The 21,957-nt window shown below is 56.0% G+C and carries 21 protein-coding genes; 12 read left to right on the top strand and 9 right to left on the bottom strand.

The features are described 5' to 3' along the window. Nucleotides 1-15: 15 nt before the first annotated feature. The 3 genes from DEO48_RS10270 (at nt 16) to rnd (ending at nt 3,685) form a co-directional block, all read left to right on the top strand. Nucleotides 16-597 carry a Slp family lipoprotein gene (locus tag DEO48_RS10270; RefSeq protein ID WP_032658483.1) on the top strand — a complete coding sequence of 194 codons (582 nt, stop codon included), beginning with the start codon at nt 16-18 and terminating at the stop codon, nt 595-597. A gap of 203 nt (nt 598-800) precedes the next feature. Then, entirely contained in the window at nt 801-2,486 is a 1,686-nt protein-coding gene (fadD, locus tag DEO48_RS10265; protein ID WP_146198261.1) for a long-chain-fatty-acid--CoA ligase FadD, read from the top strand. 71 nt (nt 2,487-2,557) lie between these two features. Next, nucleotides 2,558-3,685 carry a ribonuclease D gene (rnd, locus tag DEO48_RS10260; protein WP_109845163.1) on the top strand — a complete coding sequence of 376 codons (1,128 nt, stop codon included), beginning with the start codon at nt 2,558-2,560 and terminating at the stop codon, nt 3,683-3,685. A gap of 74 nt (nt 3,686-3,759) precedes the next feature. On the opposite strand, the gene minE is transcribed toward rnd, so the two are convergent. From minE to minC, 3 genes are read right to left on the bottom strand one after another with little or no spacing between them, the layout of a single operon-like run. Continuing rightward, the gene (minE, locus tag DEO48_RS10255; protein ID WP_008500504.1) at nt 3,760-4,029 is read right to left on the bottom strand and encodes a cell division topological specificity factor MinE; all 270 of its coding nucleotides are present in this window, start codon (nt 4,027-4,029) and stop codon (nt 3,760-3,762) included. Nucleotides 4,030-4,032: 3 nt separating this feature from the next. Further along, the gene (minD, locus tag DEO48_RS10250; RefSeq protein ID WP_023312187.1) at nt 4,033-4,845 is read right to left on the bottom strand and encodes a septum site-determining protein MinD; all 813 of its coding nucleotides are present in this window, start codon (nt 4,843-4,845) and stop codon (nt 4,033-4,035) included. A 23-nt stretch (nt 4,846-4,868) separates the two neighbouring features. Beyond that, complete coding sequence (gene minC, locus DEO48_RS10245) at nt 4,869-5,576, bottom strand: septum site-determining protein MinC (protein ID WP_023312186.1); 708 nt, start codon at nt 5,574-5,576, stop codon at nt 4,869-4,871. A 123-nt stretch (nt 5,577-5,699) separates the two neighbouring features. Between minC and DEO48_RS10240 the strand changes: the two genes are divergently transcribed. From DEO48_RS10240 to DEO48_RS10230, 3 genes are all read left to right on the top strand, one after another. Further along, entirely contained in the window at nt 5,700-5,975 is a 276-nt protein-coding gene (locus tag DEO48_RS10240) for a YcgL domain-containing protein (protein ID WP_109845083.1), read from the top strand. A 47-nt stretch (nt 5,976-6,022) separates the two neighbouring features. After that, the gene (locus tag DEO48_RS10235; protein WP_029742142.1) at nt 6,023-6,682 is read left to right on the top strand and encodes a fumarylacetoacetate hydrolase family protein; all 660 of its coding nucleotides are present in this window, start codon (nt 6,023-6,025) and stop codon (nt 6,680-6,682) included. Between the two features lie 93 nt (nt 6,683-6,775). Further along, nucleotides 6,776-7,216, top strand: a complete 441-nt coding sequence (locus DEO48_RS10230) for a YcgN family cysteine cluster protein (RefSeq protein WP_024909872.1) — start codon at nt 6,776-6,778, stop codon at nt 7,214-7,216. Between the two features lie 123 nt (nt 7,217-7,339). On the opposite strand, the gene dsbB is transcribed toward DEO48_RS10230, so the two are convergent. After that, a complete protein-coding gene (gene dsbB / locus DEO48_RS10225) occupies nt 7,340-7,870 on the bottom strand; it encodes a disulfide bond formation protein DsbB (RefSeq protein ID WP_047652291.1) in 531 nt (176 codons plus the stop codon). A gap of 143 nt (nt 7,871-8,013) precedes the next feature. Continuing rightward, nucleotides 8,014-9,552: a Na(+)/H(+) antiporter NhaB gene (gene nhaB / locus DEO48_RS10220; RefSeq protein WP_109845082.1), complete on the bottom strand. Its 1,539-nt coding sequence runs from the start codon at nt 9,550-9,552 to the stop codon at nt 8,014-8,016. Nucleotides 9,553-9,752: 200 nt separating this feature from the next. On the opposite strand from nhaB, the gene fadR reads away from it, so the two are divergent. After that, a complete protein-coding gene (fadR, locus tag DEO48_RS10215; protein WP_023312180.1) occupies nt 9,753-10,472 on the top strand; it encodes a fatty acid metabolism transcriptional regulator FadR in 720 nt (239 codons plus the stop codon). Nucleotides 10,473-10,543: 71 nt separating this feature from the next. Here fadR and DEO48_RS10210 read toward each other — a convergent pair whose 3' ends face one another. Further along, a complete protein-coding gene (locus DEO48_RS10210) occupies nt 10,544-12,076 on the bottom strand; it encodes a SpoVR family protein (RefSeq protein WP_023293929.1) in 1,533 nt (510 codons plus the stop codon). A gap of 321 nt (nt 12,077-12,397) precedes the next feature. Here DEO48_RS10210 and DEO48_RS10205 point away from each other — a divergent pair, with 321 nt between their 5' ends. Both DEO48_RS10205 and dadX read left to right on the top strand, forming a co-directional pair. Beyond that, on the top strand, nt 12,398-13,696 hold the full coding sequence (locus DEO48_RS10205; protein WP_032658462.1) for a D-amino acid dehydrogenase: 1,299 nt from the start codon (nt 12,398-12,400) through the stop codon (nt 13,694-13,696). 9 nt (nt 13,697-13,705) lie between these two features. Next, complete coding sequence (gene dadX, locus DEO48_RS10200) at nt 13,706-14,776, top strand: catabolic alanine racemase DadX (RefSeq protein ID WP_109845081.1); 1,071 nt, start codon at nt 13,706-13,708, stop codon at nt 14,774-14,776. Nucleotides 14,777-14,819: 43 nt separating this feature from the next. Here the strand turns inward: dadX and DEO48_RS10195 are convergent, their stop codons facing one another. After that, nucleotides 14,820-16,553 carry a potassium/proton antiporter gene (locus DEO48_RS10195; protein WP_109845080.1) on the bottom strand — a complete coding sequence of 578 codons (1,734 nt, stop codon included), beginning with the start codon at nt 16,551-16,553 and terminating at the stop codon, nt 14,820-14,822. Nucleotides 16,554-16,650: 97 nt separating this feature from the next. Next, nucleotides 16,651-17,565 (bottom strand): muramoyltetrapeptide carboxypeptidase, encoded by a 915-nt coding sequence (gene ldcA, locus DEO48_RS10190; protein ID WP_109845079.1) that lies wholly within the window; start codon nt 17,563-17,565, stop codon nt 16,651-16,653. A 107-nt stretch (nt 17,566-17,672) separates the two neighbouring features. Between ldcA and emtA the strand changes: the two genes are divergently transcribed. Further along, nucleotides 17,673-18,284 (top strand): membrane-bound lytic murein transglycosylase EmtA, encoded by a 612-nt coding sequence (gene emtA, locus DEO48_RS10185; protein ID WP_023312175.1) that lies wholly within the window; start codon nt 17,673-17,675, stop codon nt 18,282-18,284. A 37-nt stretch (nt 18,285-18,321) separates the two neighbouring features. Here the strand turns inward: emtA and DEO48_RS10180 are convergent, their stop codons facing one another. Then, entirely contained in the window at nt 18,322-19,053 is a 732-nt protein-coding gene (locus DEO48_RS10180) for a flagellar brake protein (protein ID WP_109845078.1), read from the bottom strand. 208 nt (nt 19,054-19,261) lie between these two features. On the opposite strand from DEO48_RS10180, the gene DEO48_RS10175 reads away from it, so the two are divergent. Next, nucleotides 19,262-19,516 carry a GlsB/YeaQ/YmgE family stress response membrane protein gene (locus DEO48_RS10175; RefSeq protein ID WP_008502662.1) on the top strand — a complete coding sequence of 85 codons (255 nt, stop codon included), beginning with the start codon at nt 19,262-19,264 and terminating at the stop codon, nt 19,514-19,516. Nucleotides 19,517-19,628: 112 nt separating this feature from the next. Next, nucleotides 19,629-21,731 carry a TonB-dependent siderophore receptor gene (locus tag DEO48_RS10170; RefSeq protein ID WP_109845077.1) on the top strand — a complete coding sequence of 701 codons (2,103 nt, stop codon included), beginning with the start codon at nt 19,629-19,631 and terminating at the stop codon, nt 21,729-21,731. Nucleotides 21,732-21,957: the final 226 nt, after the last annotated feature.

Genomic DNA, 21,957 nt, shown 5'->3' with positions numbered 1-21,957 from the left:
AAAAGGAGTCGCATCATGGCGGTTCAGACTAAAGTAGTACGCCTTATTATGGCAGGCGCAGTAGCCATAGCACTGAGCGGATGCGTTTCCGTTCCTGATGCGATTAAGGGCAGCAGCCCGACGCCACAGCAGGATCTGGTGCGAGTGATGAATGCGCCTGAGCTTTACGTCGGCCAGGAAGCGCGCTTTGGCGGTAAGGTCATCGACGTACAAAACCAGCAGGGGAAAACCCGTCTGGAGATCGCGACCGTTCCGCTGGACAGCGGCGCGCGGCCGGTTCTGGGTGAGGCCTCTCGCGGGCGTATCTATGCGGACGTCAGCGGTTTCCTCGATCCGGTCGATTTTCGCGGACAGCTGGTGACCGTCGTCGGGCCGATTACCGGCGCCGTGCAGGGCAAAATCGGCAGCACGCCGTATAAATTTATGACCATGCAGGTCAACGGGTATAAACGCTGGCGGCTGGCACAGCAGGTGATCATGCCGCCACAGCCGATGGATCCGTGGATGTGGGGTCCACATCCTTATCGTTACGGCTACCCGGGCTGGGGCTGGTATAACCCGGGCCCTGCACAGGTTCAGACGATCGTTACTGAGTAACTTACTGTTATTGTTAGAAAAGAGACAGCGGCTCAGCCGCTGTCTCTGTTTTTTTACGGATAAAACGAAAAAAAAGAGTGACGCGCTTCGCAACCTTAAATCTGAACAATTAATAAACTGGTACGCTGAGTTAATATAATGTTAACAAACTGTTTATTATCGGGGTTGTGATGACGACGAACACTCATTTCAGAGGTGATGCATTGAAGAAGGTTTGGCTTAAACGTTATCCCGCAGATGTTCCTGCTGAGATCAATCCTGACCGTTATCAATCCCTGGTGGAATTATTTGAACACTCGGTAAGGCGCTACGCGGACCAGCCCGCATTCGTGAATATGGGCGAGGTCATGACGTTCCGTAAGCTTGAGGAGCGTAGCCGCGCGTTTGCGGCGTATCTGCAGGAAGGGCTGGGGCTGCAAAAAGGGGACCGCGTCGCGCTGATGATGCCGAACCTGCTGCAATACCCGGTGGCGCTGTTCGGTATCCTGCGAGCCAGGATGATTGTCGTCAACGTCAACCCGCTGTACACCCCGCGCGAGCTGGAGCATCAGCTGAACGACAGCGGCGCTGCCGCGATTGTCATTGTGTCCAACTTCGCCCATACCCTGGAAAAAGTGGTCGACAAAACCCAGGTTAAACACGTCATCCTGACGCGCATGGGGGATCAGCTCTCTACCGCCAAAGGCACGCTGGTTAACTTTGTCGTCAAATACGTCAAGCGCCTGGTGCCAAAATACCACCTGCCGGACGCCATCTCCTTCCGCCGCGCGCTGCATGCGGGCTACCGTATGCAGTATGTGAAACCCGAAGTGGTGGCGGAAGATCTTGCGTTTCTGCAATACACGGGCGGGACCACTGGCGTCGCCAAAGGGGCCATGCTTACCCACCGCAATATGCTGGCAAACCTTGAACAGGTGAACGCTACCTACGGGCCGCTGCTGCATCCGGGCAAAGAGGTGGTGATCACCGCGCTTCCGCTGTATCACATCTTTGCGCTGACCATGAACTGCCTGCTGTTTATTGAACTGGGTGGTCAGAACATCCTCATCACCAACCCGCGCGATATCCCGGGCCTGGTGAAAGAGCTGGCGAAATACCCATTCACCGCCATGACGGGGGTGAACACTCTGTTTAACGCGCTGCTTAATAACAAAGAGTTCCAGCAGCTGGATTTCTCCACGCTGCATCTCTCTGCGGGCGGCGGCATGCCGGTTCAGCAGGCGGTCGCCGAGCGCTGGGTGAAGCTCACCGGCCAGTATTTGCTGGAAGGCTATGGGCTGACGGAATGTGCTCCGCTGGTCAGCGTGAACCCACACGATATCGACTATCACAGTGGAAGCATTGGTCTGCCGGTTCCTTCGACAGAGGCCAAACTGGTCGATGATAACGATAACGAAGTCGCGCCGGGCGAGCCGGGTGAGCTTTGCGTCAGAGGTCCGCAGGTGATGCTGGGTTACTGGCAGCGTCCCGATGCGACCGACGAAATCATCAAAGACGGCTGGCTGCACACCGGTGATATTGCGGTAATGGATGACGAGGGCTTCCTGCGCATCGTCGATCGCAAGAAAGACATGATCCTGGTCTCCGGCTTCAACGTCTATCCGAATGAGATCGAAGACGTGGTTATGCAGCACAGCGGCGTACTTGAAGTGGCGGCTGTCGGCGTCCCTTCCGGCAGTAGCGGTGAAGCGGTGAAGATATTTGTGGTCAAGAAAGATCCTTCACTCACCGAGGAAGCGCTGGTAACGTTTTGCCGTCGTCAGCTGACGGGCTACAAGGTGCCGAAGCTGGTGGAATTCCGCGACGAGCTGCCAAAATCCAACGTCGGGAAGATATTACGACGAGAATTACGTGACGAAGCCCGTGGCAAAGTAGACAATAAGGCCTGAGCTTCACGCTAATCGCCCAGACGCCGGTTAAGCCGGCGTTTTTTATGGGCGCAAACAAAAGAGAACCCGTTTTGAATTACCAGATGATCACGACCAACGACGAGCTGGCTTCGCTGTGCGAAGTGACGCGCGACTTTCCTGCCATTGCCCTGGATACCGAGTTTGTCCGTACCCGGACCTATTATCCGCAGCTGGGTTTGATTCAGATGTACGACGGTAAACACGTCTCGCTGATTGACCCTCTCGGCATTACCGACTGGACGCCGATGCGTGACCTGCTGCTCAATACCGCCGTGACGAAATACCTGCACGCAGGCAGTGAAGATCTGGAAGTCTTTCTGAACACCTTTGGCATCATGCCCCAGCCGCTGATTGACACGCAGATCCTCGCGGCATTCAGCAATCGTCCGCTCTCATGGGGCTTTGCTGCCATGGTGGAGGAGTATACGGGCCTGACGCTGGATAAAAGTGAATCCCGTACCGACTGGCTGGCGCGCCCGCTTACCGAGCGTCAGCTTGAATATGCGGCGGCAGACGTGTTTTACCTACTGCCGATTGCCGGACAGCTGATGAAAGAGGCAGAAGCCTCCGGCTGGCTCGCTGCTGCGCTGGACGAGTGCCGTATGACCCAGCAGCGTCGTCAGGAAGTGGTTGACCCGAAAGAGGCCTGGCGCGATATCAGCAACGCCTGGCAGCTGCGCACGCGTCAGCTGGCATGCCTGCAGCTGCTGGCAGACTGGCGCTTGCGTAAAGCGCGCGAGCGCGATCTGGCCGTTAACTTTGTGGTTCGCGAAGAGCATCTCTGGGCAGTCGCGCGCTATATGCCGGGCAGCCTGGGCGAGCTGGACAGCATTGGCCTTTCGGGCAGCGAGATCCGCTTCCACGGTAAAACCCTGCTGGCGCTGGTCGCCAAAGCGCAGGAGCTGCCGGAAGATGGGCTGCCGGAACCGCTGCTGAACCTGATGGACATGCCGGGCTATCGCAAAGCGTTTAAGGATATCAAAGCGCTGGTGCAGGCAGTTGCAACGGAAAGCAAGCTGAGTGCGGAACTGCTCGCCTCACGTCGTCAGATTAACCAACTGCTGAACTGGCACTGGAAGCTGAAGCCGCAGAATGGCGTGCCGGAGATGATGGCGGGCTGGCGCGGGGAATTGATGGCCGATCGCCTGAATACGCTGCTGGAAGGTTACCCGCGATAAAAAATATGCCGGGCGATATACCCGGCATATTTCCCCGGTGGCGCTGCGCTTACCGGGGCGACGAAAACACAAACCTACGGACGCGACTCTTCCGCTTCCGGGAGCGTAACGTTCAGCTCCAGAATCGAAATATCCCCGTCTTTTTGTTCCAGCTGCACCGTGACCATCTCCGGGTCAATCTGCACGTACTTGCAGATCACTTCCAGGATGTCCTTGCGCAGCTGCGGCAGGTAGTGAGGCTCGGCGTCGCTACGACGACGCTCCGCAACGATAATTTGCAGACGTTCTTTTGCGATGTTGGCGGTGTTCTTTTTCCGCGAGAGAAAAAAGTCCAGTAATGCCATAACTTATCCTCCGAACAGGCGTTTGAGGAAACCTTTCTTCTCTTCTTCAATGAAGCGGAAAGGACGTTCTTCTCCCAGCAGACGGTCAACGGTATCGGCGTAAGCTTTACCTGCATCTGCCATTGTATCAAGGATCACTGGCTCGCCCTGGTTAGAGGCGCGTAACACGGACTGATCTTCCGGGATAACGCCCACCAGCTTAATGCGCAGGATCTCCAGCACGTCTTCCATGCTCAGCATGTCACCTTTGTTCACGCGGCCCGGATTGTAGCGGGTGAGCAGCAGGTGTTCTTTAATCGGATCTTCGCCATTTTCCGCACGACGGGATTTTGAGGCGAGGATGCCCAGAATGCGGTCTGAGTCACGCACGGATGAAACTTCAGGGTTGGTGGTGATGATCGCTTCATCAGCGAAGTAGAGCGCCATCAGGGCACCGGTTTCGATGCCCGCAGGGGAGTCGCAGACAATGAAGTCGAAATCCATTTTTTTCAGATCGTCGAGCACCTTTTCCACGCCCTCACGGGTCAGGGCGTCTTTGTCACGCGTCTGAGAAGCCGGGAGAATGTAGAGGTTCTCGGTGCGCTTGTCTTTGATCATCGCCTGGTTCAGCGTGGCATCGCCCTGAATGACGTTCACGAAGTCATACACGACGCGACGCTCACATCCCATGATGAGGTCGAGGTTACGCAGACCGATATCGAAATCGATAACGATGGTTTTCTTTCCCTTCTGGGCCAAACCAGTAGCGATGGCCGCGCTGGAGGTGGTCTTGCCAACGCCTCCTTTACCCGAAGTAACAACAATAATGCGTGCCATAGAAATTCCTTGTTAAAAAGGGATCAATTCAACGGTTGAACGGTCAACGCGTCGTCTGCCAGAAGCAGGCGAGCCGCTTTGCCATAAAATTCGGCTGGGATCTTGTCGCTCAGCCAATATTCACCTGCGATGGACACCAGTTCCGCCGTCAGGTGAGTACAAAATATTTGCGCATCTCGATCGCCACTTGCACCTGCGAGCGCACGTCCACGCATCATACCGTATACGTGAATATTGCCATCTGCAATCAGCTCAGCGCCAGCACTGACGTGGCTTGTAACAATCAGATCACAGTTTGGTGCATAAATGCGCTGACCGGAACGAACCGGCACATCAATCATTCGCGTTTTTGTGACGGTAGTAACGTTTTGCACCGCAGGAGGGGGTGTTTGCACGGCAACGGGTGCCGCACGCGAGGCTTTTTCTTTGCCCTCATTCAGAAGGGGCAGCCCCGCACGCTCAATTTCCGCTTTCAGCTCAGTATCTTTGCAGCCGCTGATGCCCACGATACGCAGTCCGGTCGAGGAGACGGCCTGCTGGAGAAGCTTCCAGTTAACCGGAGCCTCAAGACCGCTGACGTTGATAACAACAGGGGCGTGCTTCAGAAAGGCGGGAGCCTGGGCGATTTTGTCTTCTAACGCCTGACGAATAACCTCGGGTTTTGCATCATGCAAATGTACCACTGATAAGGTGAAGCTACTGCCTTTAAGCTCGATGGGCGTGTTTGACATCCTGGCCTTACTCAATTTGCTATTAACCGCAACCACTCGCTGCGATATTCCGAAGAGTATCAGGCATGTTATAGTCAGGAGTATATTGAGGCAAGCAACCACCCATTAATTCAGAGTAAAAACATGTTTTGTGTGATCTACAGAAGTACAAGCCGTGACCAGACCTATCTTTATGTCGAAAAGAAAGACGATTTTTCACGCGTGCCTGAAGAATTAATGAAGAACTTTGGCCGACCGCAGATGGCGATGCTGCTGCCGCTTGATGGTCGTAAGAAACTGATTAATGCCGATCTGGATAAAGTGAAAACGGCCTTAGCCGAGCAAGGCTATTATTTACAGCTTCCACCGCCACCCGAGAATTTATTAAAACAGCATCTTGAGGCGAACGGCAAAAAATAGTCTCAACTGCTTTTGGGCACAACACATCAACCGTTTAGGGGTCGACCATGTATCAACATCATAACTGGCAAGGTGCATTACTGGATTATCCCGTCAGCAAAGTGGTTTGCGTAGGCAGCAACTATGCAAAACATATTCAGGAGATGGGCAGCGCGACGCCAGAAGAGCCGGTCCTGTTTATTAAGCCTGAAACGGCGCTTTGCGATATCCGCCAGCCGCTGGCGCTGCCCCAGGGGCTGGGTTCGGTGCATCACGAAGTTGAACTTGCCGTGCTGATCGGCGCGACGCTGCGCCAGGCCTCAGAAGAACATGTTAAAAAAGCGATTGCCGGATACGGCGTGGCGCTGGATCTGACCCTGCGTGACGTGCAGGGCAAAATGAAGAAAGCAGGACAGCCGTGGGAAAAAGCCAAAGGGTTTGATAATTCCTGCCCGATTTCGGCGTTTGTGCCGGTGAGCGAATTTACCGGCGATCCCCAGGACACGCCGCTCAGCCTCAAGGTTAACGGCGAGATCCGCCAGCAGGGCACCACGGCAGACATGATCCATAAGATCGTGCCGCTGATCGCTTACATGAGCCGCTTCTTTACCCTTAAACCAGGCGATGTGATCCTGACCGGAACCCCAGAAGGCGTTGGCCCGCTACTCAGCGGTGACGAGCTTGAGGTCGGTTTCAACGGCCTGTCGCTGAAAACCCGCGTGCTGTAACCCCATCTTGCCGCCTGAAGAGGGCGGCAAAACTTGCAACAACGTGCCAGACTCGTTATAAGGTGCGCTTTCTTTTGACGTGTGGACATCCTGATGAACGACATCCCTTTCTGGCAAAGCAAAACTCTCGACGACATGACTGACGCGGAATGGGAATCATTGTGCGACGGCTGCGGGCAGTGCTGCCTGCACAAGCTGATGGATGAAGATACGGACGAAATCTACTTCACCAACGTTGCCTGCAAGCAGTTAAACATTAAAACCTGCCAGTGCCGCAACTATGAGCGCCGGTTTGAATTTGAGCCTGACTGCATCAAGTTAACCCGGGATAATCTGCCGACGTTTGAATGGCTGCCGCATACCTGCGCGTATCGCCTGCTGGCGGAAGGGAAAGGTCTGCCTGACTGGCATCCGCTGTTAACCGGTTCAAAAGCGGCGATGCACGGTGAACGTATTTCTGTGCGCCACATTGCGGTGAAAGAGTCCGAGGTGCGTGACTGGGAAGATCACATAATGAACCACCCGACCCGTTGAGATTAAAAAACCCGCCGAGGCGGGTTTTTTTGTGCTTGTGCGGCCTGACGCCCTCACCCCAACTCTCTTCCACGGGAGAGGGCGCAAGCACTAAAAACGGCAACCGAGGTTGCCGTTTTGCTTTTACCTTCCGAACAGATCGCGTTTCTTCGGTTTGAACGGCTGAGCGATCAGCACCAGCAGCGCCACGACGAAGTAGGCCGCAAAAATGCCCACCAGCCACTGCGGCATCTCCAGCGTCAGGAATTCCCACTGACGAACGGAGCAGTCACCGGATGCAACAAACACCTGCGGCAGCCATTTGTCCAGCGGCAGCCAGCTCGGGAAGCGGGCGGCAAAATCACAGGTCATAAACGGTGACGGATGCAGTTGCATCATGGTGTGCTGCCAGGAGAGTTCAATCCCTTTCCAGGCACTGTAAATCCAGATGGCAATAGCGGCATAGCGAAGCGGCGATTTAGGGGCAATTGCACCCACCAGACCTGCGCCCATAATGCCGAACAGCGCGCAGCGTTCGTAAATACACAGCACGCAAGGTTTAAGACCCATTACGTGCTGGAACCACAGCGCGACCATTTCCAGCGCAAAGGCGGTCAGGGCCATTAACAACCACGCTCCGCGACCGCGGGAGCACTGGTTTAAAAATCTCAACATAATCATTTCCCTGGAACATGCTTAGAAAGCGCAGTGTAAACGAATTCGTTTTTCGCGCCACCTGTACCTGGCGAAATAAAACGTAATTGGATGTTTATCGTGCGAAAAGGCAAACGGGCAGCGAACTGCCCGAGATGCATAGTTTACTGCGCCGCAAGTATACCCGCTTGTACCAGCCATTGCGTACAGGGAATGAGGGTAATTTTGACGCAAAGCAATCCGACGATCGTGAGCACCAGCGTATAGGGCAGCGCCATCCACACCATCCTGCCATAAGAAAGACGTATGAGCGGCGCGAGGGCGGAGGTCAGCAGGAACAGGAAGGCGGCCTGGCCATTTGGCGTCGCTACCGACGGCAGGTTGGTACCGGTGTTGATCGCCACGGCCAGCAGCTCAAACTGTCCGGCGCTGATAACGCCTTGCTCCATGGCCGCTTTGGCCTCGTTGATGTAGACCGTCCCGACAAAGACGTTATCTGAGATCGACGAGAGCAGGCCGTTAAACAGGTAAAACAGCGAGAGCTGAGCATCCGGTGACGCCTGTAATACAAAGGCAATAATCGGCGCGAACAGGTGCTGGTCGATAATCACCGCCACGACGGCAAAGAACACCGCCAGCAGGGCGGTAAACGGCAGGGCTTCGGTAAACGCCTTGCCGATGGCATGTTCGTCCGTCACGCCGGTAAAGGTGGTGGCGAGAATAATGACTGACAGGCCAATCAGCCCCACTTCGGCAAGATGGAACGCCAGCGCCGCGATAAGCCAGACGCCAATGATCCCCTGAGCAATCAGTCGTAGCGTCTCCTGGCGCGTCCGCTGGCTTCGGCTCTGCACATCGAATTTATGCAGTTCCTGACGTACCGGCTCCGGGAGCTGCGCCCCGTACCCAAAGAGGCGAAACTTCTCCACCAGCAGACAGGTCGCCAGCCCGCAGATCAGCACCGGTACGCTCACCGGGGCCATTCTCAGGAAGAAATCACCGAAGTGCCAGCCCGCCGCTTTGGCAATGATCAGGTTTTGCGGCTCGCCCACCATGGTCATCACGCCGCCCAGGGCGGTACCCACGCCTGCATGCATCATCAGGCTGCGCAGAAACGCGCGGAACTGTTCCAGCACGTCACGGTTATGCGCCTCGACGTGGCTGTCATCCTGCAGGTCCTCATTTGGGCGAGAGGAGGCCACGCGGTGATAAATACCGTAAAACCCAACCGCGACGCTGATCACTACCGCGACGACCGTCAGCGCATCCAGGAAGGCTGACAGGAAGGCGGCGGCAAGGCAAAACGCCAGCGAGAGGAACATTTTCGACGGAATGCTGAGCAGCAGGCGCGTGAAGATGAACAGCAGCAGCTGTTTCATAAAGTAGATACCCGCCACCATAAAGATCAGCAGCAGAAGCACTTCGAGATTAGACGCCAGCTCTGCTTTGACATGCCCGGCGCTGGTCATACCGATGACGACGGCTTCAAACGCCAGCAATCCGCCCGGCAGCAGGGGATAACATTTCAGCGCCATGGCCAGGGTGAAGATAAACTCCGCCACCAGCAGCCAGCCGGCGATAAAGGGATTCACGCTAAAAATGATGGGATTAACGACCAGGAAAACCAACAGTATCAGTTTATACCAGTCAGGAGACTGGCCTAAAAAATTGCGCCATAGCGCGCGCCCAAAAGAAATTTCCACAACAGACGTCCTTCCCGTCAAGTAAGACAAAACATCAGTATACGCAAAAATCGCGGCCTGGAGGCGGGTAAGGCTGCATTGTAAATTTCACAAAAATGAAACGGCGATCCCTCTTTTCTCTCTTTGCCGCGCTACCTGCTACTGCGTGCCTCTGGTATGATGAGTCCAATTTGCTAAAGCTGTGTAATGGAAATCTCACTATGGTCATTAAGGCGCAGAGCCCGGCGGGTTTCGCGGAAGAGTACATCATTGAAAGCATCTGGAATAATCGTTTCCCTGCGGGGTCCATTCTTCCGGCTGAACGCGAACTCTCTGAACTGATTGGCGTCACTCGCACCACGCTGCGTGAAGTGCTTCAGCGGCTGGCGCGCGATGGCTGGTTGACGATCCAGCACGGTAAGCCTACGAAAGTGAACAACTTCTGGGAAACGTCCGGGCTGAACATTCTTGAAACGCTGGCGCGTCTCGACCATGAAAGCGTGCCGCAGCTCATTGATAATCTGCTCTCCGTTCGCACCAACATCGCGACGATCTTTATTCGTACCGCTTTCCGTCAGCATCCGGAAGACGCCCTTGCGGTGCTGGCCACAGCGAACGAGGTGGAAGATCACGCCGATGCTTTTGCCACCCTCGATTACAACGTGTTTCGCGGCCTGGCGTTTGCCTCCGGCAACCCGGTGTATGGCCTGATCCTCAACGGTATGAAAGGGCTTTATACTCGCATTGGCCGCCACTACTTTGCCAATCCGGAAGCGCGTAGCCTGGCGCTGGGCTTCTACCACAAGCTGAGCAAGCTCTGTACCGAAGGCCTGCACGATCAGGTTTATGAGACGGTGCGCCGCTACGGTCACGATTCCGGTGAAATCTGGCACCGTATGCAGAAAACGCTGCCGGGTGATTTAGCGATTCAGACTCGCTAAAAGAAAAAACCTCTCATACGAGAGGTTTTTTTTTCGCCCGGTAAGCGTAGCGCCACCTGGCAAAAGCGTCACTACAGCGTATTCAACCGCGCCGGGCAACGTTCCAGCAGCTCGACGCTCCCGTCTTCATTCTGCTGCTCCAGCTGCACGTCAAAGCCCCACAGGCGATGCACGTGCTTCAGCACCTCTTTACGCCCTTTATCCAGCGGCGCGCGATTGTGCGGAATATAGCGCAGCGTCAGGGAGCGGTCGCCGCGCAAATCGACATTCCATACCTGAATATTTGGCTCAAGATTGCTCAGGTTGTACTGGGAAGAGAGGCGAGAGCGGATCTCACGGTAACCCTCTTCGTTATGGATAGCGGATATCTCCAGATAGTTGTTGCGGTCATCGTCCAGCACGGTGAAGAAGCGGAAATCACGCATGATCTTCGGCGACATAAACTGGCTGATGAAGCTCTCATCCTTAAAGTCGCGCATCGCAAAGTGCAGCGTTTCCAGCCAGTCAGAACCGGCAATATCCGGGAACCAGTACTTGTCTTCTTCCGTCGGCGACTGGCAGATGCGCTTAATATCCTGGAACATGGCGAAGCCAAGCGCATACGGGTTAATCCCGCTGTACCACGGGCTGTTGTAGGGCGGCTGGAACACCACGTTGGTATGGCTGTGGAGGAATTCCATCATGAACCGCTCGGTCACTTTTCCCTCGTCGTACAGATGGTTAAGAATGGTGTAGTGCCAGAAGGTCGCCCAGCCTTCGTTCATGACCTGCGTCTGCTTTTGCGGGTAAAAATACTGGCTCACCTTGCGCACGATGCGCAGGATCTCACGCTGCCACGGCTCCAGCAGCGGGGCGTTTTTCTCCATAAAATAGAGCAGGTTTTCCTGCGGCTCGGAAGGATAGCGACGCGCCTCGGCGATCGTTTTTTCCTCCTCACGCTTCGGCAGGGTACGCCATAGCATGTTCACCTGGCTTTGCAGGTACTCTTCGCGGCTTTTCTGCCGGGCTTTCTCCTCCTGCAGGGAGATTTTCTGAGGACGTTTGTAGCGATCCACGCCGTAGTTCATCAGCGCGTGGCAGGAGTCGAGCAGTTTTTCCACTTCGTCCACGCCGTAGCGCTCTTCGCAGTCGGTAATGTATTTACGGGCGAAGATCAGGTAATCGACGATGGAGCTGGCGTCCGTCCAGCTACGGAACAGGTAGTTATTCTTGAAAAATGAGTTATGCCCGTAGCAGGCATGCGCCATCACCAGCGCCTGCATGGTAATGGTGTTCTCTTCCATTAAATAGGCGATACACGGGTTGGAGTTAATCACAATCTCATACGCCAGCCCCTGCTGGCCGTGCTTATACAGCCGTTCCGTTTCAATAAATTTTTTACCAAACGACCAGTGCGGATAGTTAATCGGCATCCCGACGCTGGAGTAGGCGTCCATCATCTGTTCGGACGTAATGACTTCAATCTGATGGGGATAGGTATCCAGACGATACAGCTTTGCGACCCGGTCGATTTCGGCGAGGTAAACATCCAGCAGCTCGAAGGTCCAGTCGGGTCCATCGCTCAGACGTGTGTTGTCCTTGTTCAGGGAATCAATAGTAGCCATTAGCGCGCCCTCGTTGTGGGTGCTCTCTCTGTCTGGAGAGCCTCCTTTCAAGCATAGATCAACGTGTTAAAAAGCGTGCTGGGGCAGAAATTTTTTCTTTGCGATTTCGCGTTTTTGATACGGCAAAAAAACGGTATGCCTCAGCATATTATGCTGGTTAAAAATAACGCGCAGCAGGAGATCCCAAATTAGCACTATCCACTGATGCTGGGGGGTGTGTGAGGTAAGTCACCATAAAAAAGTCGTATGTTGAATAATATTTTCAACTAGGTTATCAATCTGTAATTAGAAGATTGTTCTTTTGCACATAATGGAGTGGCTATGCGTGTTGTCATACTGGGAAGTGGTGTCGTTGGGGTAACCAGCGCCTGGTATTTAAGTCAGGCGGGACATGACGTAACCGTTATCGATCGTGAATCCGGTCCCGCGCTTGAAACCAGCGCGGCGAACGCCGGGCAAATCTCTCCGGGGTATGCGGCGCCGTGGGCCGCGCCGGGCGTTCCGCTGAAAGCGATTAAATGGATGTTCCAGCGCCATGCGCCGCTGGCCATCAGCCTTGACGGCACGCAGTTCCAACTGAAGTGGATGTGGCAGATGCTGCGCAACTGCGACACCCGCCACTACATGGAGAACAAAGGGCGCATGGTGCGTCTGGCGGAATACAGCCGCGACTGTCTGAAAGCGCTGCGAGCGTCGACGGGGATTGAGTACGAAGGCCGTCAGGGCGGGACGCTGCAGCTGTTCCGCACCGAGCAACAGTACGAAAATGCCACCCGCGATATCGCCGTGCTGGAAGATGCCGGCGTACCGTACCAACTGCTGGAAGCCAGCCAGCTTGGCCAGGTTGAACCGGCGCTGGCGGAAGTGGCGCATAAGCTGACGGGCGGCCTGCGCCTGCCGAATGACGAAACCGGCGACTGCCAGCTCTTTACGCAACGTCTGGCGCAGATGTGCGAGCAGGCGGGGGTGAAGTTCCGCTTCAACACCTCTGTCGACAAGCTGCTGTCGGAAGGCGAAAAAATTTACGGCGTGAAGTGCGGCGACGAGGTGATCAAAGCCGATGCCTACGTGATGGCGTTTGGTTCGTACTCCACCGCCATGCTGAAAGGCATTCTCGACATTCCGGTTTATCCGCTGAAGGGCTACTCGCTGACCATTCCGGTGAAAGAAGAGAGCGGCGCGCCGGTGTCGACCATTCTGGACGAAACCTACAAAATCGCCATTACCCGCTTCGATAACCGTATTCGTGTAGGCGGCATGGCGGAAATTGTCGGCTTCAACACCGAATTGCTGCAGCCGCGTCGTGAAACGCTGGAGATGGTCGTGGGCGATCTCTTCCCGCGCGGCGGTTTTGTTGAGCAGGCGACGTTCTGGACCGGCCTGCGTCCGATGACCCCGGACGGCACGCCGATCGTGGGCCGCACGCCGTTCAAAAACCTGTGGACCAATACCGGACACGGCACGCTCGGCTGGACGATGGCCTGCGGATCGGGTCAGCTGCTGAGCGACCTGATTTCCGGACGCACGCCGGCAATTCCGTTTGACGATTTAAGCGCCGCGCGCTATCAATCGGGGTTTACGCCTTCGCGTCCACAGCACCTGCACGGCGCGCATAGCTAAGGAGTTGTCATGTCCCGTCCTGTTCTGGCCCAGCTGAACCTGCAGGCCCTTAAGGATAATCTGCAAATTGTTCGTCGGGCGGCCCCCGGCGCGCGCGTCTGGTCGGTGGTGAAAGCGAATGCCTACGGCCACGGTATCGATCGTATCTGGAGCGCGCTGAGCGCGACCGACGGCTTTGCGCTCCTGAATCTGGAAGAGGCCATTCTGCTGCGCGAGCGCGGCTGGAAAGGGCCGATTCTACTGCTGGAAGGCTTCTTCCATGCGGACGATCTGCCGCTGCTGGACAAGTACCGGCTGACCACCAGCGTGCACAGCAACTGGCAGATCAAGGCGATTCAGGATGCGAAGCTCCATGCTCCGCTGGATATCTACCTCAAGGTCAACAGCGGCATGAACCGCCTGGGCTTCCAGCCTGAGCGGGTGCATACGGTCTGGCAGCAGCTGCGCGCCATGAAAAACGTGGGCGAAATGACGCTGATGGCGCATTTTGCCGACGCGGAAAAACCCGACGGTATTGCCGATGCCATGGTCCGCATTGAGCAGGCGGCAGAAGGGCTGGATTGCCCGCGCTCGCTGTCGAACTCGGCGGCCACGCTGTGGCATCCCGAGGCGCACTATAACTGGGTGCGTCCGGGGATCGTTCTGTACGGTGCGTCTCCCTCTGGTCAGTGGCAGGATATCGCCAACAGCGGCCTTAAGCCGGTCATGACCCTGCGCAGTGAAATCATTGGCGTGCAGACGCTGAAGGCCGGGGACACGGTGGGCTACGGTAGCCGCTACCGGGCAAAAGGCGAGCAGCGGATTGGCATCGTGGCGGGCGGCTATGCCGACGGCTACCCGCGCATCGCGCCCACCGGTACGCCGGTCTGGGTCGATGGGGTTCGCACGGGAACGGTGGGCACCGTATCAATGGATATGCTGGCCGTTGACCTGACGCCATGCCCGCAGGCGGGCATCGGTTCACCGGTCGAGCTGTGGGGTAACGAAGTTAAGATTGATGACGTTGCTGCCGCGGCGGGCACGGTGGGGTACGAATTGATGTGCGCGCTGGCACCAAGAGTGCCTGTTGTGACAGTGTAACCTATCTTCGCCGGGTAAGCCTTAGCGCCACCCGGCAAAAAAACTACTCCACTTCCTCTTCCATCGGCCTCAAACCGACTTTCCGCACCGCGTTATCTTCTTTTTCGGCAACGGTCCAGATCATCCCGGCAAACTCCACCTGGTCTCCCACGACCGGGGCAGCGCCAAGCCGCTGCTGGATGATTTCGCCCAGCGTTTGCGGGTTATCACCGTCTTCAGCACCTTCATCCAGACCGTAAATCAGCGCGACATCCGCAAATTTGGCGCTGGCTTCCAGAATAAAATCGCCGAAGAAGCGCTGGTCCAGCGCCACCGGAGGCGACTGGCTGAACAGCTTGCCCAGCGCGGGCAGGTCACGCTCGCGACCAATCACGCAGAGAATATCCCCCTCGCGCAGGCGGGTGCTGCCGGTAGGGTGCAGCAGGACATTATCGCGGAACAGGGCGGCAATGCGCGTTTCGGTCGGCATGTGTAAATCGCGCAGCGAGGCTCCCACGCACCATTTGTCGGCGCTTAGCTGATAGACAAACTGTTCCCACGGGTTCTCCGGATGAATATCGAGCCCCACGCGGGAGACCGGCCAGCCCACGGGCGGGACCACCACTTTGGCTTTTTTCGCCGCCCACCCGAGCGAGGTTCCCTGGAACAGCAGGGAAATCAGCACCACGAAGAACGCCACGTTAAAGAACAGCCGCGCGTTATCCAGACCGGCCATCATCGGGAACACCGCAAGGATAATCGGCACCGCGCCGCGCAGGCCTACCCAGCTGATAAACACCCGCTCGCGCAGGTTGAAGCCGCGAAACGGCAGCAGGCCTGCAAATACCGACAGCGGACGGGCGAAGAAGATCATCCACGCGGACAGCAGCAGCGCCGGAACGGCGATCGGCAGCAGGTCCGATGGCGTAACCAGCAGGCCCAGCACCAGAAACATGCCGATTTGCGCCAGCCACGCCAGACCGTCGAAGTTCTGCAAAATGGCATGCCGGTTGCGAATAGGGCGGTTGCCCATCAGGAACCCGCAGAGATAGACCGCGAGAATACCGCTGCCGTCCACTGCGGTGGTGACGGCAAAAATGAGAATGCCACCGCTCAGCGCCAGCAGGGGGTAAAGCCCTGCGGGCAGCGAGATGCGGTTGATCGTCTGCTGTAGCAGATAGCCCCCCGCAAGGCCGATGACGATCCCCAGGCCGAACTGCTGCAGGATATGTAACGCAAACATCCAGCTCAGCCCGCTTTCATGCTGCTGAATCATCTCGATAAGCGTAATGGTGAGAAATACCGCCATCGGATCGTTACTGCCGGATTCAATCTCAAGCGTGGAGCCAACGCGTTCGTTAAGCCCTTTTCCGCCGAGCAGGGAAAACACCGCTGCCGCATCGGTTGAGCCCACGATGGCGCCAATCAGCAAACCTTCCATGATATTGAGATGGAAAAGCCACGCGGCCATCATTCCGGTGAGGCCAGAGGTAATCAACACGCCGACCGTGGCGAGCGACAGCGCAGGCCCTAAGGCCACGCGGAAGGAGCTCGCCTGGGTGCGCATCCCGCCGTCCAGCAGGATCACCGCCAGCGCGAGGTTACTCACCATGTAGGCGAAAGGGTAGTTATCGAATGGGATACCGCCAATGCCATCAATGCCGGCCAGCATGCCGATGGCGAGGAAAATGACAAGAATAGGTATGCCGAGACGCGATGAAAATGAACTTAATAAAATACTGCTGGTTACAAGGACGGAACCCAAAATGAAAAGGCTGATTATCGCTGCGGCATCCAATGTTCTCTTACTCCCACCTCAATGTTAACGCTGTTACTAAAACCCTAACATATTAACAACGGCAACAGCGTTTTATTAAGGGGGTATAACGGCTTTTTTATGCCTTTATGACAGGATGGCCGCTGATGGTCAGCCGACTGCCGGAATCATTGTGGATCAGGGTGGCGTGCGCCCCCAGCGCCAGGGTCACGGTTTGCTGCTCGTGGCCGAAATCGAGACCGGTGATGACCGGAATATCCAGCCGCGAGCGAACGAAGTCGACCATGGTCTCAAGGGAGTAACCCGCGTCATAGTCATTCGGAGCAGAGCCGCTGAAGCTGCCCAGCACAACCGCAGACTGGCGTTCAAGAATACCGGCATGATAAAGCTGCAATAGCATACGCTCGACGCGGAAAGGATGTTCATTGATATCTTCCAGCACCAGAATGCCGTCCTCGATTTGCGGCATCCACGGGGTGCCGATGAGCGAGACCAGCATCGCCAGGTTGCCGCCCCAGAGCTGGCCTTCACATTCCCAGTGCGGTCCATTGCCTTGCCACTCCACGCTGTAGGTGGAATTGCGCAGCGCGCGCCAGAAATGTTCCACGGTAAACGCATCCAGCTCCGGTGCGCCGAAGTTGCCGGCCAGCATCGGACCGCTGAAGGTGATGACGTTATGCAGGGCCAGCAGCCCGAGCTGGATGACGGTGAAATCGCTGTGGCCGCAGATCAGCAGCGGATCCTGCTGCTGGCGCAGCGCCAGCCCCTGCCAGTCAATGCTCTCCAGCAGCCGGCTCGCACCGTATCCGCCGCGCACTGCAAGCACAATCCGGTTTTCGCCCGTCAGGTTCACCAGACTATTGATATCATTCAGCCTCTGCGCTTCGGTACCGGCAAAACGCTGCTGGCGGCGGGGAATAATCGTCTGATTTTCTACCTGATGGCCAGATTCCAGCAAACGCTGAACGCCCCGCTGCGCCGCGTCCTGGTTAATGCAGTAGCCCGACGGCGCGATGAGATGAAACTGAGACATGGCAATTCCTTGCTGAATGAGAAACTAATTGTCTATATCATGCCGCTTATACGCTGCCTGCTTCAAGAGGCGGCGCACCGCGATGACCGGCTATAAGGATAGATGACGTGAAATTGAGATGGTTTGCTTTTTTGATTGTGTTGCTCGCTGGCTGTAGTTCAAAACATGATTATCAAAACCCGCCCTGGAACCCGGAAGTGCCGGTGAAACGGGCCATGCAGTGGATGCCGATCAGTGAGCAAGCCGGGAAGGCCTGGGGCGTCAGCCCGCGTCTCATCACGGCGATCATTGCGGTGGAGTCCGGCGGTAATCCCACGCTTGTCAGCAAGTCCAACGCGGTGGGGCTGATGCAGCTTAAAGCGTCAACGGCGGGGAGAGAGGTTTACCGCTACATGGGCTGGAGCGGCCAGCCGTCGACCAGCGAGCTGAAAAACCCGGAACGCAACATTTCAATGGGCACGGCCTATCTGAGCATTATGGAGCATGGCGTGCTGAAGGGGATTAAGGATCCGGAGGTGATGCAGTACGCGCTGGTGGTGTCTTACGTTAACGGTGCCGGCGCGTTGCTCAGAACCTTCTCCTCTGACCGCAAAGAGGCGATAGAAGAGATTAACGACATGGACAAAGACGAATTCTTTGAGCATGTGGCGAAAAATCACCCGGCACCACAGGCGCCTCGTTATATCTGGAAAGTACAGAAAGCGATGGATGCCATGTAATGCCGCAGACGGGCGGCGGTCACGCTGCCCGATTTCTTCACAGAACTTTATTTGCGCGTTCCCGCGCCTCCCGCTCCAGGGAATAGATAATACGCTGAAGCTCACGCTCTGCGCCGGGCCCGACGTTCAGGAAACGGAAGCTCAGACGCGGCGTGGTGATGGTTTCATTTTTGCTGTCCACGACGGTGCGGTCGCTGATGGCAATCAGCTGCGCATCGAAATAAAAGCGACCCCAGCCACCCATATCCAGTTCAATTTGCGTAAACCGCATGCCCTCTACCAGCCCGTCCGGTTTCGGCGTATCCATCAGCGCGCCCATGCCGCCCAGCGACAAATCGAAGAGGCGGAAGCGGATCTCTTTTTTGTCAGGCATTTTGGCCTTACAAAAATAGGCGGGATGGAGCGGGGCGCTGATGCGGAAATATTCACGACGCTGAACAAACCAGAGATTGGTCGGAAGCGGGGTAACAAAAGCCGGCAGTCCCTGGTATTCGCTCAGTTCCAGCCGCGACAGGACAAACTCCACTTTGGCGCCCTGCGTTTCGGCCATCACCGCGATATTTTCCGCTTTTAGCGCCGCGCGGTTTTCATACTCCTGACTGCCTAAATCAATCACCAGCCGCTCCTGCGAGGCGTCAAGGATCTTGCTGATGAACTGATTATTCGACCAGCTGATGCGCAGCGGCACTTCACCTTTTTGCAGGTCGCGTAATACCCCTAATACAGCCAGCGGATTTTGCTTGAGGAACTGCTCACTGTAATGACTCACGCCGGATGGCTCCTTGATTGATGACAGACTGTCTTAGCGTTATCGGCAATCTGCGATGAAACTTAATACAAACCGGTGAGTTTTTTTTGCCTGTTTACGCAAAGATAAGTCGGTGAGATGAAAATGGTTTTCCTGCGATGACCTATACTTAAGTTAGCTGTGCAGAAGGTTTTCTGCGCACGCGTTAAACCTGCAAGAGGGCATCGCTATGGGTATCATCGCCTGGATTATCTTTGGTCTTATTGCTGGCGCTATCGCTAAACTGATCATGCCGGGAAACGATGGTGGCGGCTTTATTTTGACCTGTGTACTCGGGGTCGTTGGTGCGGTTGTGGGCGGCTGGCTGGCGACGATGTTTGGTTTTGGAGGCAACATAAGTGGTTTCGACCTGCACAGTTTTCTGGTCGCTGTCGTGGGTGCCATTGTGGTGCTGGGCATATTCAGGTTACTGCGACGAGCATAAATTGACATGAACGGCTCTCTGCGGAGGGCCGTTTTTTTGCCTGAGTATTGATTTGTTAATCTAAATGATAATAATTGTCGTTCCGTATTGCATCTAACAACAAGACGACATTATGAATACCTCACGTTTTACGCTTTGCGCCCTGGCAGGCGCCGTCACGGTGGCATTGCAGGTCCCGGCATTCGCCGAAGAATCCACTATCGTCGTCACCGGCTCAGAGCAGGGCAGCGCGCTGCCGGCCTGGACGAACAGCGCCACAAAATCGGCCGTTGCTGAAAGTAAAACGCCGCAGGTCATCACGACCCTCTCTGCGCCGGAAATTGAAAAGCGCCATGCGAATTCGGTGAATGAAATTCTGCGCTATGCCCCGGGCGTCTCAACCGAGGTTCGGGGAAATACCTCCTACATGAGCGAATATAAAATTCGTGGCTTTACCGTCGACCAGGAGTTCTACAACGGCCTGCAGCTGCCCTATAACGTCACCGGCAATACCAAAGCGCGCATCGATCCGCTGCTGATCGACAGCGTTGATATCCTGAAAGGCCCCTCATCGGTCCTTTACGGCGGCGGTTCGCCGGGCGGGCTGGTGAATATTCAAAGTAAAAAACCGCAGCGAGAAGCCCGAACCGAAATCGGCGTTAACACCGGAAACCGTAATCTGAAAGAGGGATACCTCGATTCAACCGGGCAAATTGCCGACAGCGACTGGAACTACCGTCTGCTGGGCAAAGCCACGGAAAACGACGATCAGCCGCACACCACCCGGTATGAAAACTACCTGGTAGCTCCGTCCGTCACCTGGCAGCCGGACAGCAAAACCCGCCTCACCCTGGACGCGCTGGCGCAAAACACCCCGAGCCTGACGCCGTCTAACCCGCTGCCGCTCGCCTACCTGCGCTCGAAATATGCGGGCAAGCGTGATTACGCAGGAGACGAATGGAGCGGGTTTAAGCAGCGTCAGTGGATGCTGGGCTACAGCTTTGAACATGAGTTTGACAGCGGCTGGGGCTTTAATCAGAAAGCGCGCTATTTCGACGTCGATACCCACCAGCGCAGCGTCTATGCGACAGGGACGGGAAGCGAGGTCTATCAGCTCAACCGCTTTGCCTACACCACCGATGAAGACCTTAAGAGCTTCAACATCGACAACCAGGTGACTAAAACCGTTGCGCTGGGCGACTGGAAACACCATCTGCTGGCCGGGTTTGACTATCAGAAGCTGAACTCCCACTTCCACTACCGTTACGCGTCGACCACGCCGGGCATGGATATGCGCAATCCTGACTATTCGCAAATCAGCGAAAGCGCATTAGGGCTGTATACCGCCCAGAAAAACCGTCTGAGCTATCAGCAGAACGGTTACTACCTGCAGGATCAGGTAGAGTTTGGCGGCCTCAATCTGCTGGGCAGCCTGCGCTACGACGATTACCGCTCCGTTACCACCAACTACCTGCAAAACGGTGATAAAGCCTGGGTATCGCAGGATCGCGTCACCAAACGCCTGGGCGCGCTTTACGCCTTCGATAACGGGATTTCGCCGTTTATCAGCTATTCAGAAGGTTTTGCGCCGGTGTCACCGCAGGGTACGCTCGTGGCGAAAGACGTCAAGCCGACCACCAGCAAACAGGTGGAGGGCGGGGTGAAATATCTGCTGGCCGACTACGCCACCACCTTTACCGCCTCGGTGTTTAACATCCGGCAGAAAAATGTCGTCACCTCCGATCCGGGCTTCCTGAACTATCGTCAGACCGGGGAAGTGGAGTCTAAAGGGGCAGAACTCTCCGCCATTAGCCGCCCGACGGACAGCCTGACGCTGATTGCTAACTATGCCTACACCCACGCGATCAATACGCAAGATGACAAGTACAAAGGTAAACGTCCAACGCAGGTCCCGGAGAATGCCTTCAACCTCTGGGGGGATTACACCTTTGACAACACGCCGCTGAAAGGACTGATGCTGGGAGCGGGCGCACGCTACACCGGGCCGATGGAAATCTCTCCGGCAAACGATGCGGGAAAACTGGGCGGCACTACGCAGTACGATCTGGCGGCCTCGTACCGGATGGGCGAAATCCTGCCCTCGCTGGCAGGGTTAACGCTCAAAGCCAGCGCGCAGAATATCACCAACAAAGAGACGCTGACCTGCTACGACGCGACCAACTGCTGGATTGGGCGTGACAGGACGTATCAGTTAGGGGCGAGTTATAGTTTCTGACGATCGTTTCCCTTTGCCGGTGCTGGGGGATCTCCAGTTAATTTTTAACCAGAAGCGATTCTGGTTTTTAAAGTGAAACGATTTATTCGCAGCGACGCCATGGTCCGGCTGTAAATCGCTGAGGCGTTTCCTGAAGGCCGGGGCGAGGCGCAGGGATGCGCCGAGAGGGCGGGCTTTACAGGGACGTTACCTCCGCCCGTCCCCGATAAGCCGGAAGGAATAAGAC

Source organism: Enterobacter sp. CGMCC 5087 (assembly GCF_003144775.1).
GTDB lineage: Bacteria > Pseudomonadota > Gammaproteobacteria > Enterobacterales > Enterobacteriaceae > Enterobacter > Enterobacter cloacae_M.
The sequence above is the reverse complement of the archived record's forward strand: the minus strand, read 5'-3'. Positions and strand labels throughout refer to the sequence as shown.

Bases quoted from the DNA above. Each gene is read 5' to 3' on its own strand.
- DEO48_RS10210 (WP_023293929.1), bottom strand. From the start codon at position 12,076: ATGGCTACTATTGATTCCCTGAACAAGGACAACACACGTCTGAGCGAT.
- minC (WP_023312186.1), bottom strand. From the start codon at position 5,576: ATGTCAAACACGCCCATCGAGCTTAAAGGCAGTAGCTTCACCTTATCA.
- dsbB (WP_047652291.1), bottom strand. From the start codon at position 7,870: ATGTTGAGATTTTTAAACCAGTGCTCCCGCGGTCGCGGAGCGTGGTTG.
- fadR (WP_023312180.1), top strand. From the start codon at position 9,753: ATGGTCATTAAGGCGCAGAGCCCGGCGGGTTTCGCGGAAGAGTACATC.
- ldcA (WP_109845079.1), bottom strand. From the start codon at position 17,565: ATGTCTCAGTTTCATCTCATCGCGCCGTCGGGCTACTGCATTAACCAG.
- dadX (WP_109845081.1), top strand. From the start codon at position 13,706: ATGTCCCGTCCTGTTCTGGCCCAGCTGAACCTGCAGGCCCTTAAGGAT.
- DEO48_RS10235 (WP_029742142.1), top strand. From the start codon at position 6,023: ATGTATCAACATCATAACTGGCAAGGTGCATTACTGGATTATCCCGTC.
- DEO48_RS10205 (WP_032658462.1), top strand. From the start codon at position 12,398: ATGCGTGTTGTCATACTGGGAAGTGGTGTCGTTGGGGTAACCAGCGCC.
- DEO48_RS10170 (WP_109845077.1), top strand. From the start codon at position 19,629: ATGAATACCTCACGTTTTACGCTTTGCGCCCTGGCAGGCGCCGTCACG.
- DEO48_RS10175 (WP_008502662.1), top strand. From the start codon at position 19,262: ATGGGTATCATCGCCTGGATTATCTTTGGTCTTATTGCTGGCGCTATC.
- DEO48_RS10270 (WP_032658483.1), top strand. From the start codon at position 16: ATGGCGGTTCAGACTAAAGTAGTACGCCTTATTATGGCAGGCGCAGTA.
- minD (WP_023312187.1), bottom strand. From the start codon at position 4,845: ATGGCACGCATTATTGTTGTTACTTCGGGTAAAGGAGGCGTTGGCAAG.
- DEO48_RS10240 (WP_109845083.1), top strand. From the start codon at position 5,700: ATGTTTTGTGTGATCTACAGAAGTACAAGCCGTGACCAGACCTATCTT.
- DEO48_RS10230 (WP_024909872.1), top strand. From the start codon at position 6,776: ATGAACGACATCCCTTTCTGGCAAAGCAAAACTCTCGACGACATGACT.
- minE (WP_008500504.1), bottom strand. From the start codon at position 4,029: ATGGCATTACTGGACTTTTTTCTCTCGCGGAAAAAGAACACCGCCAAC.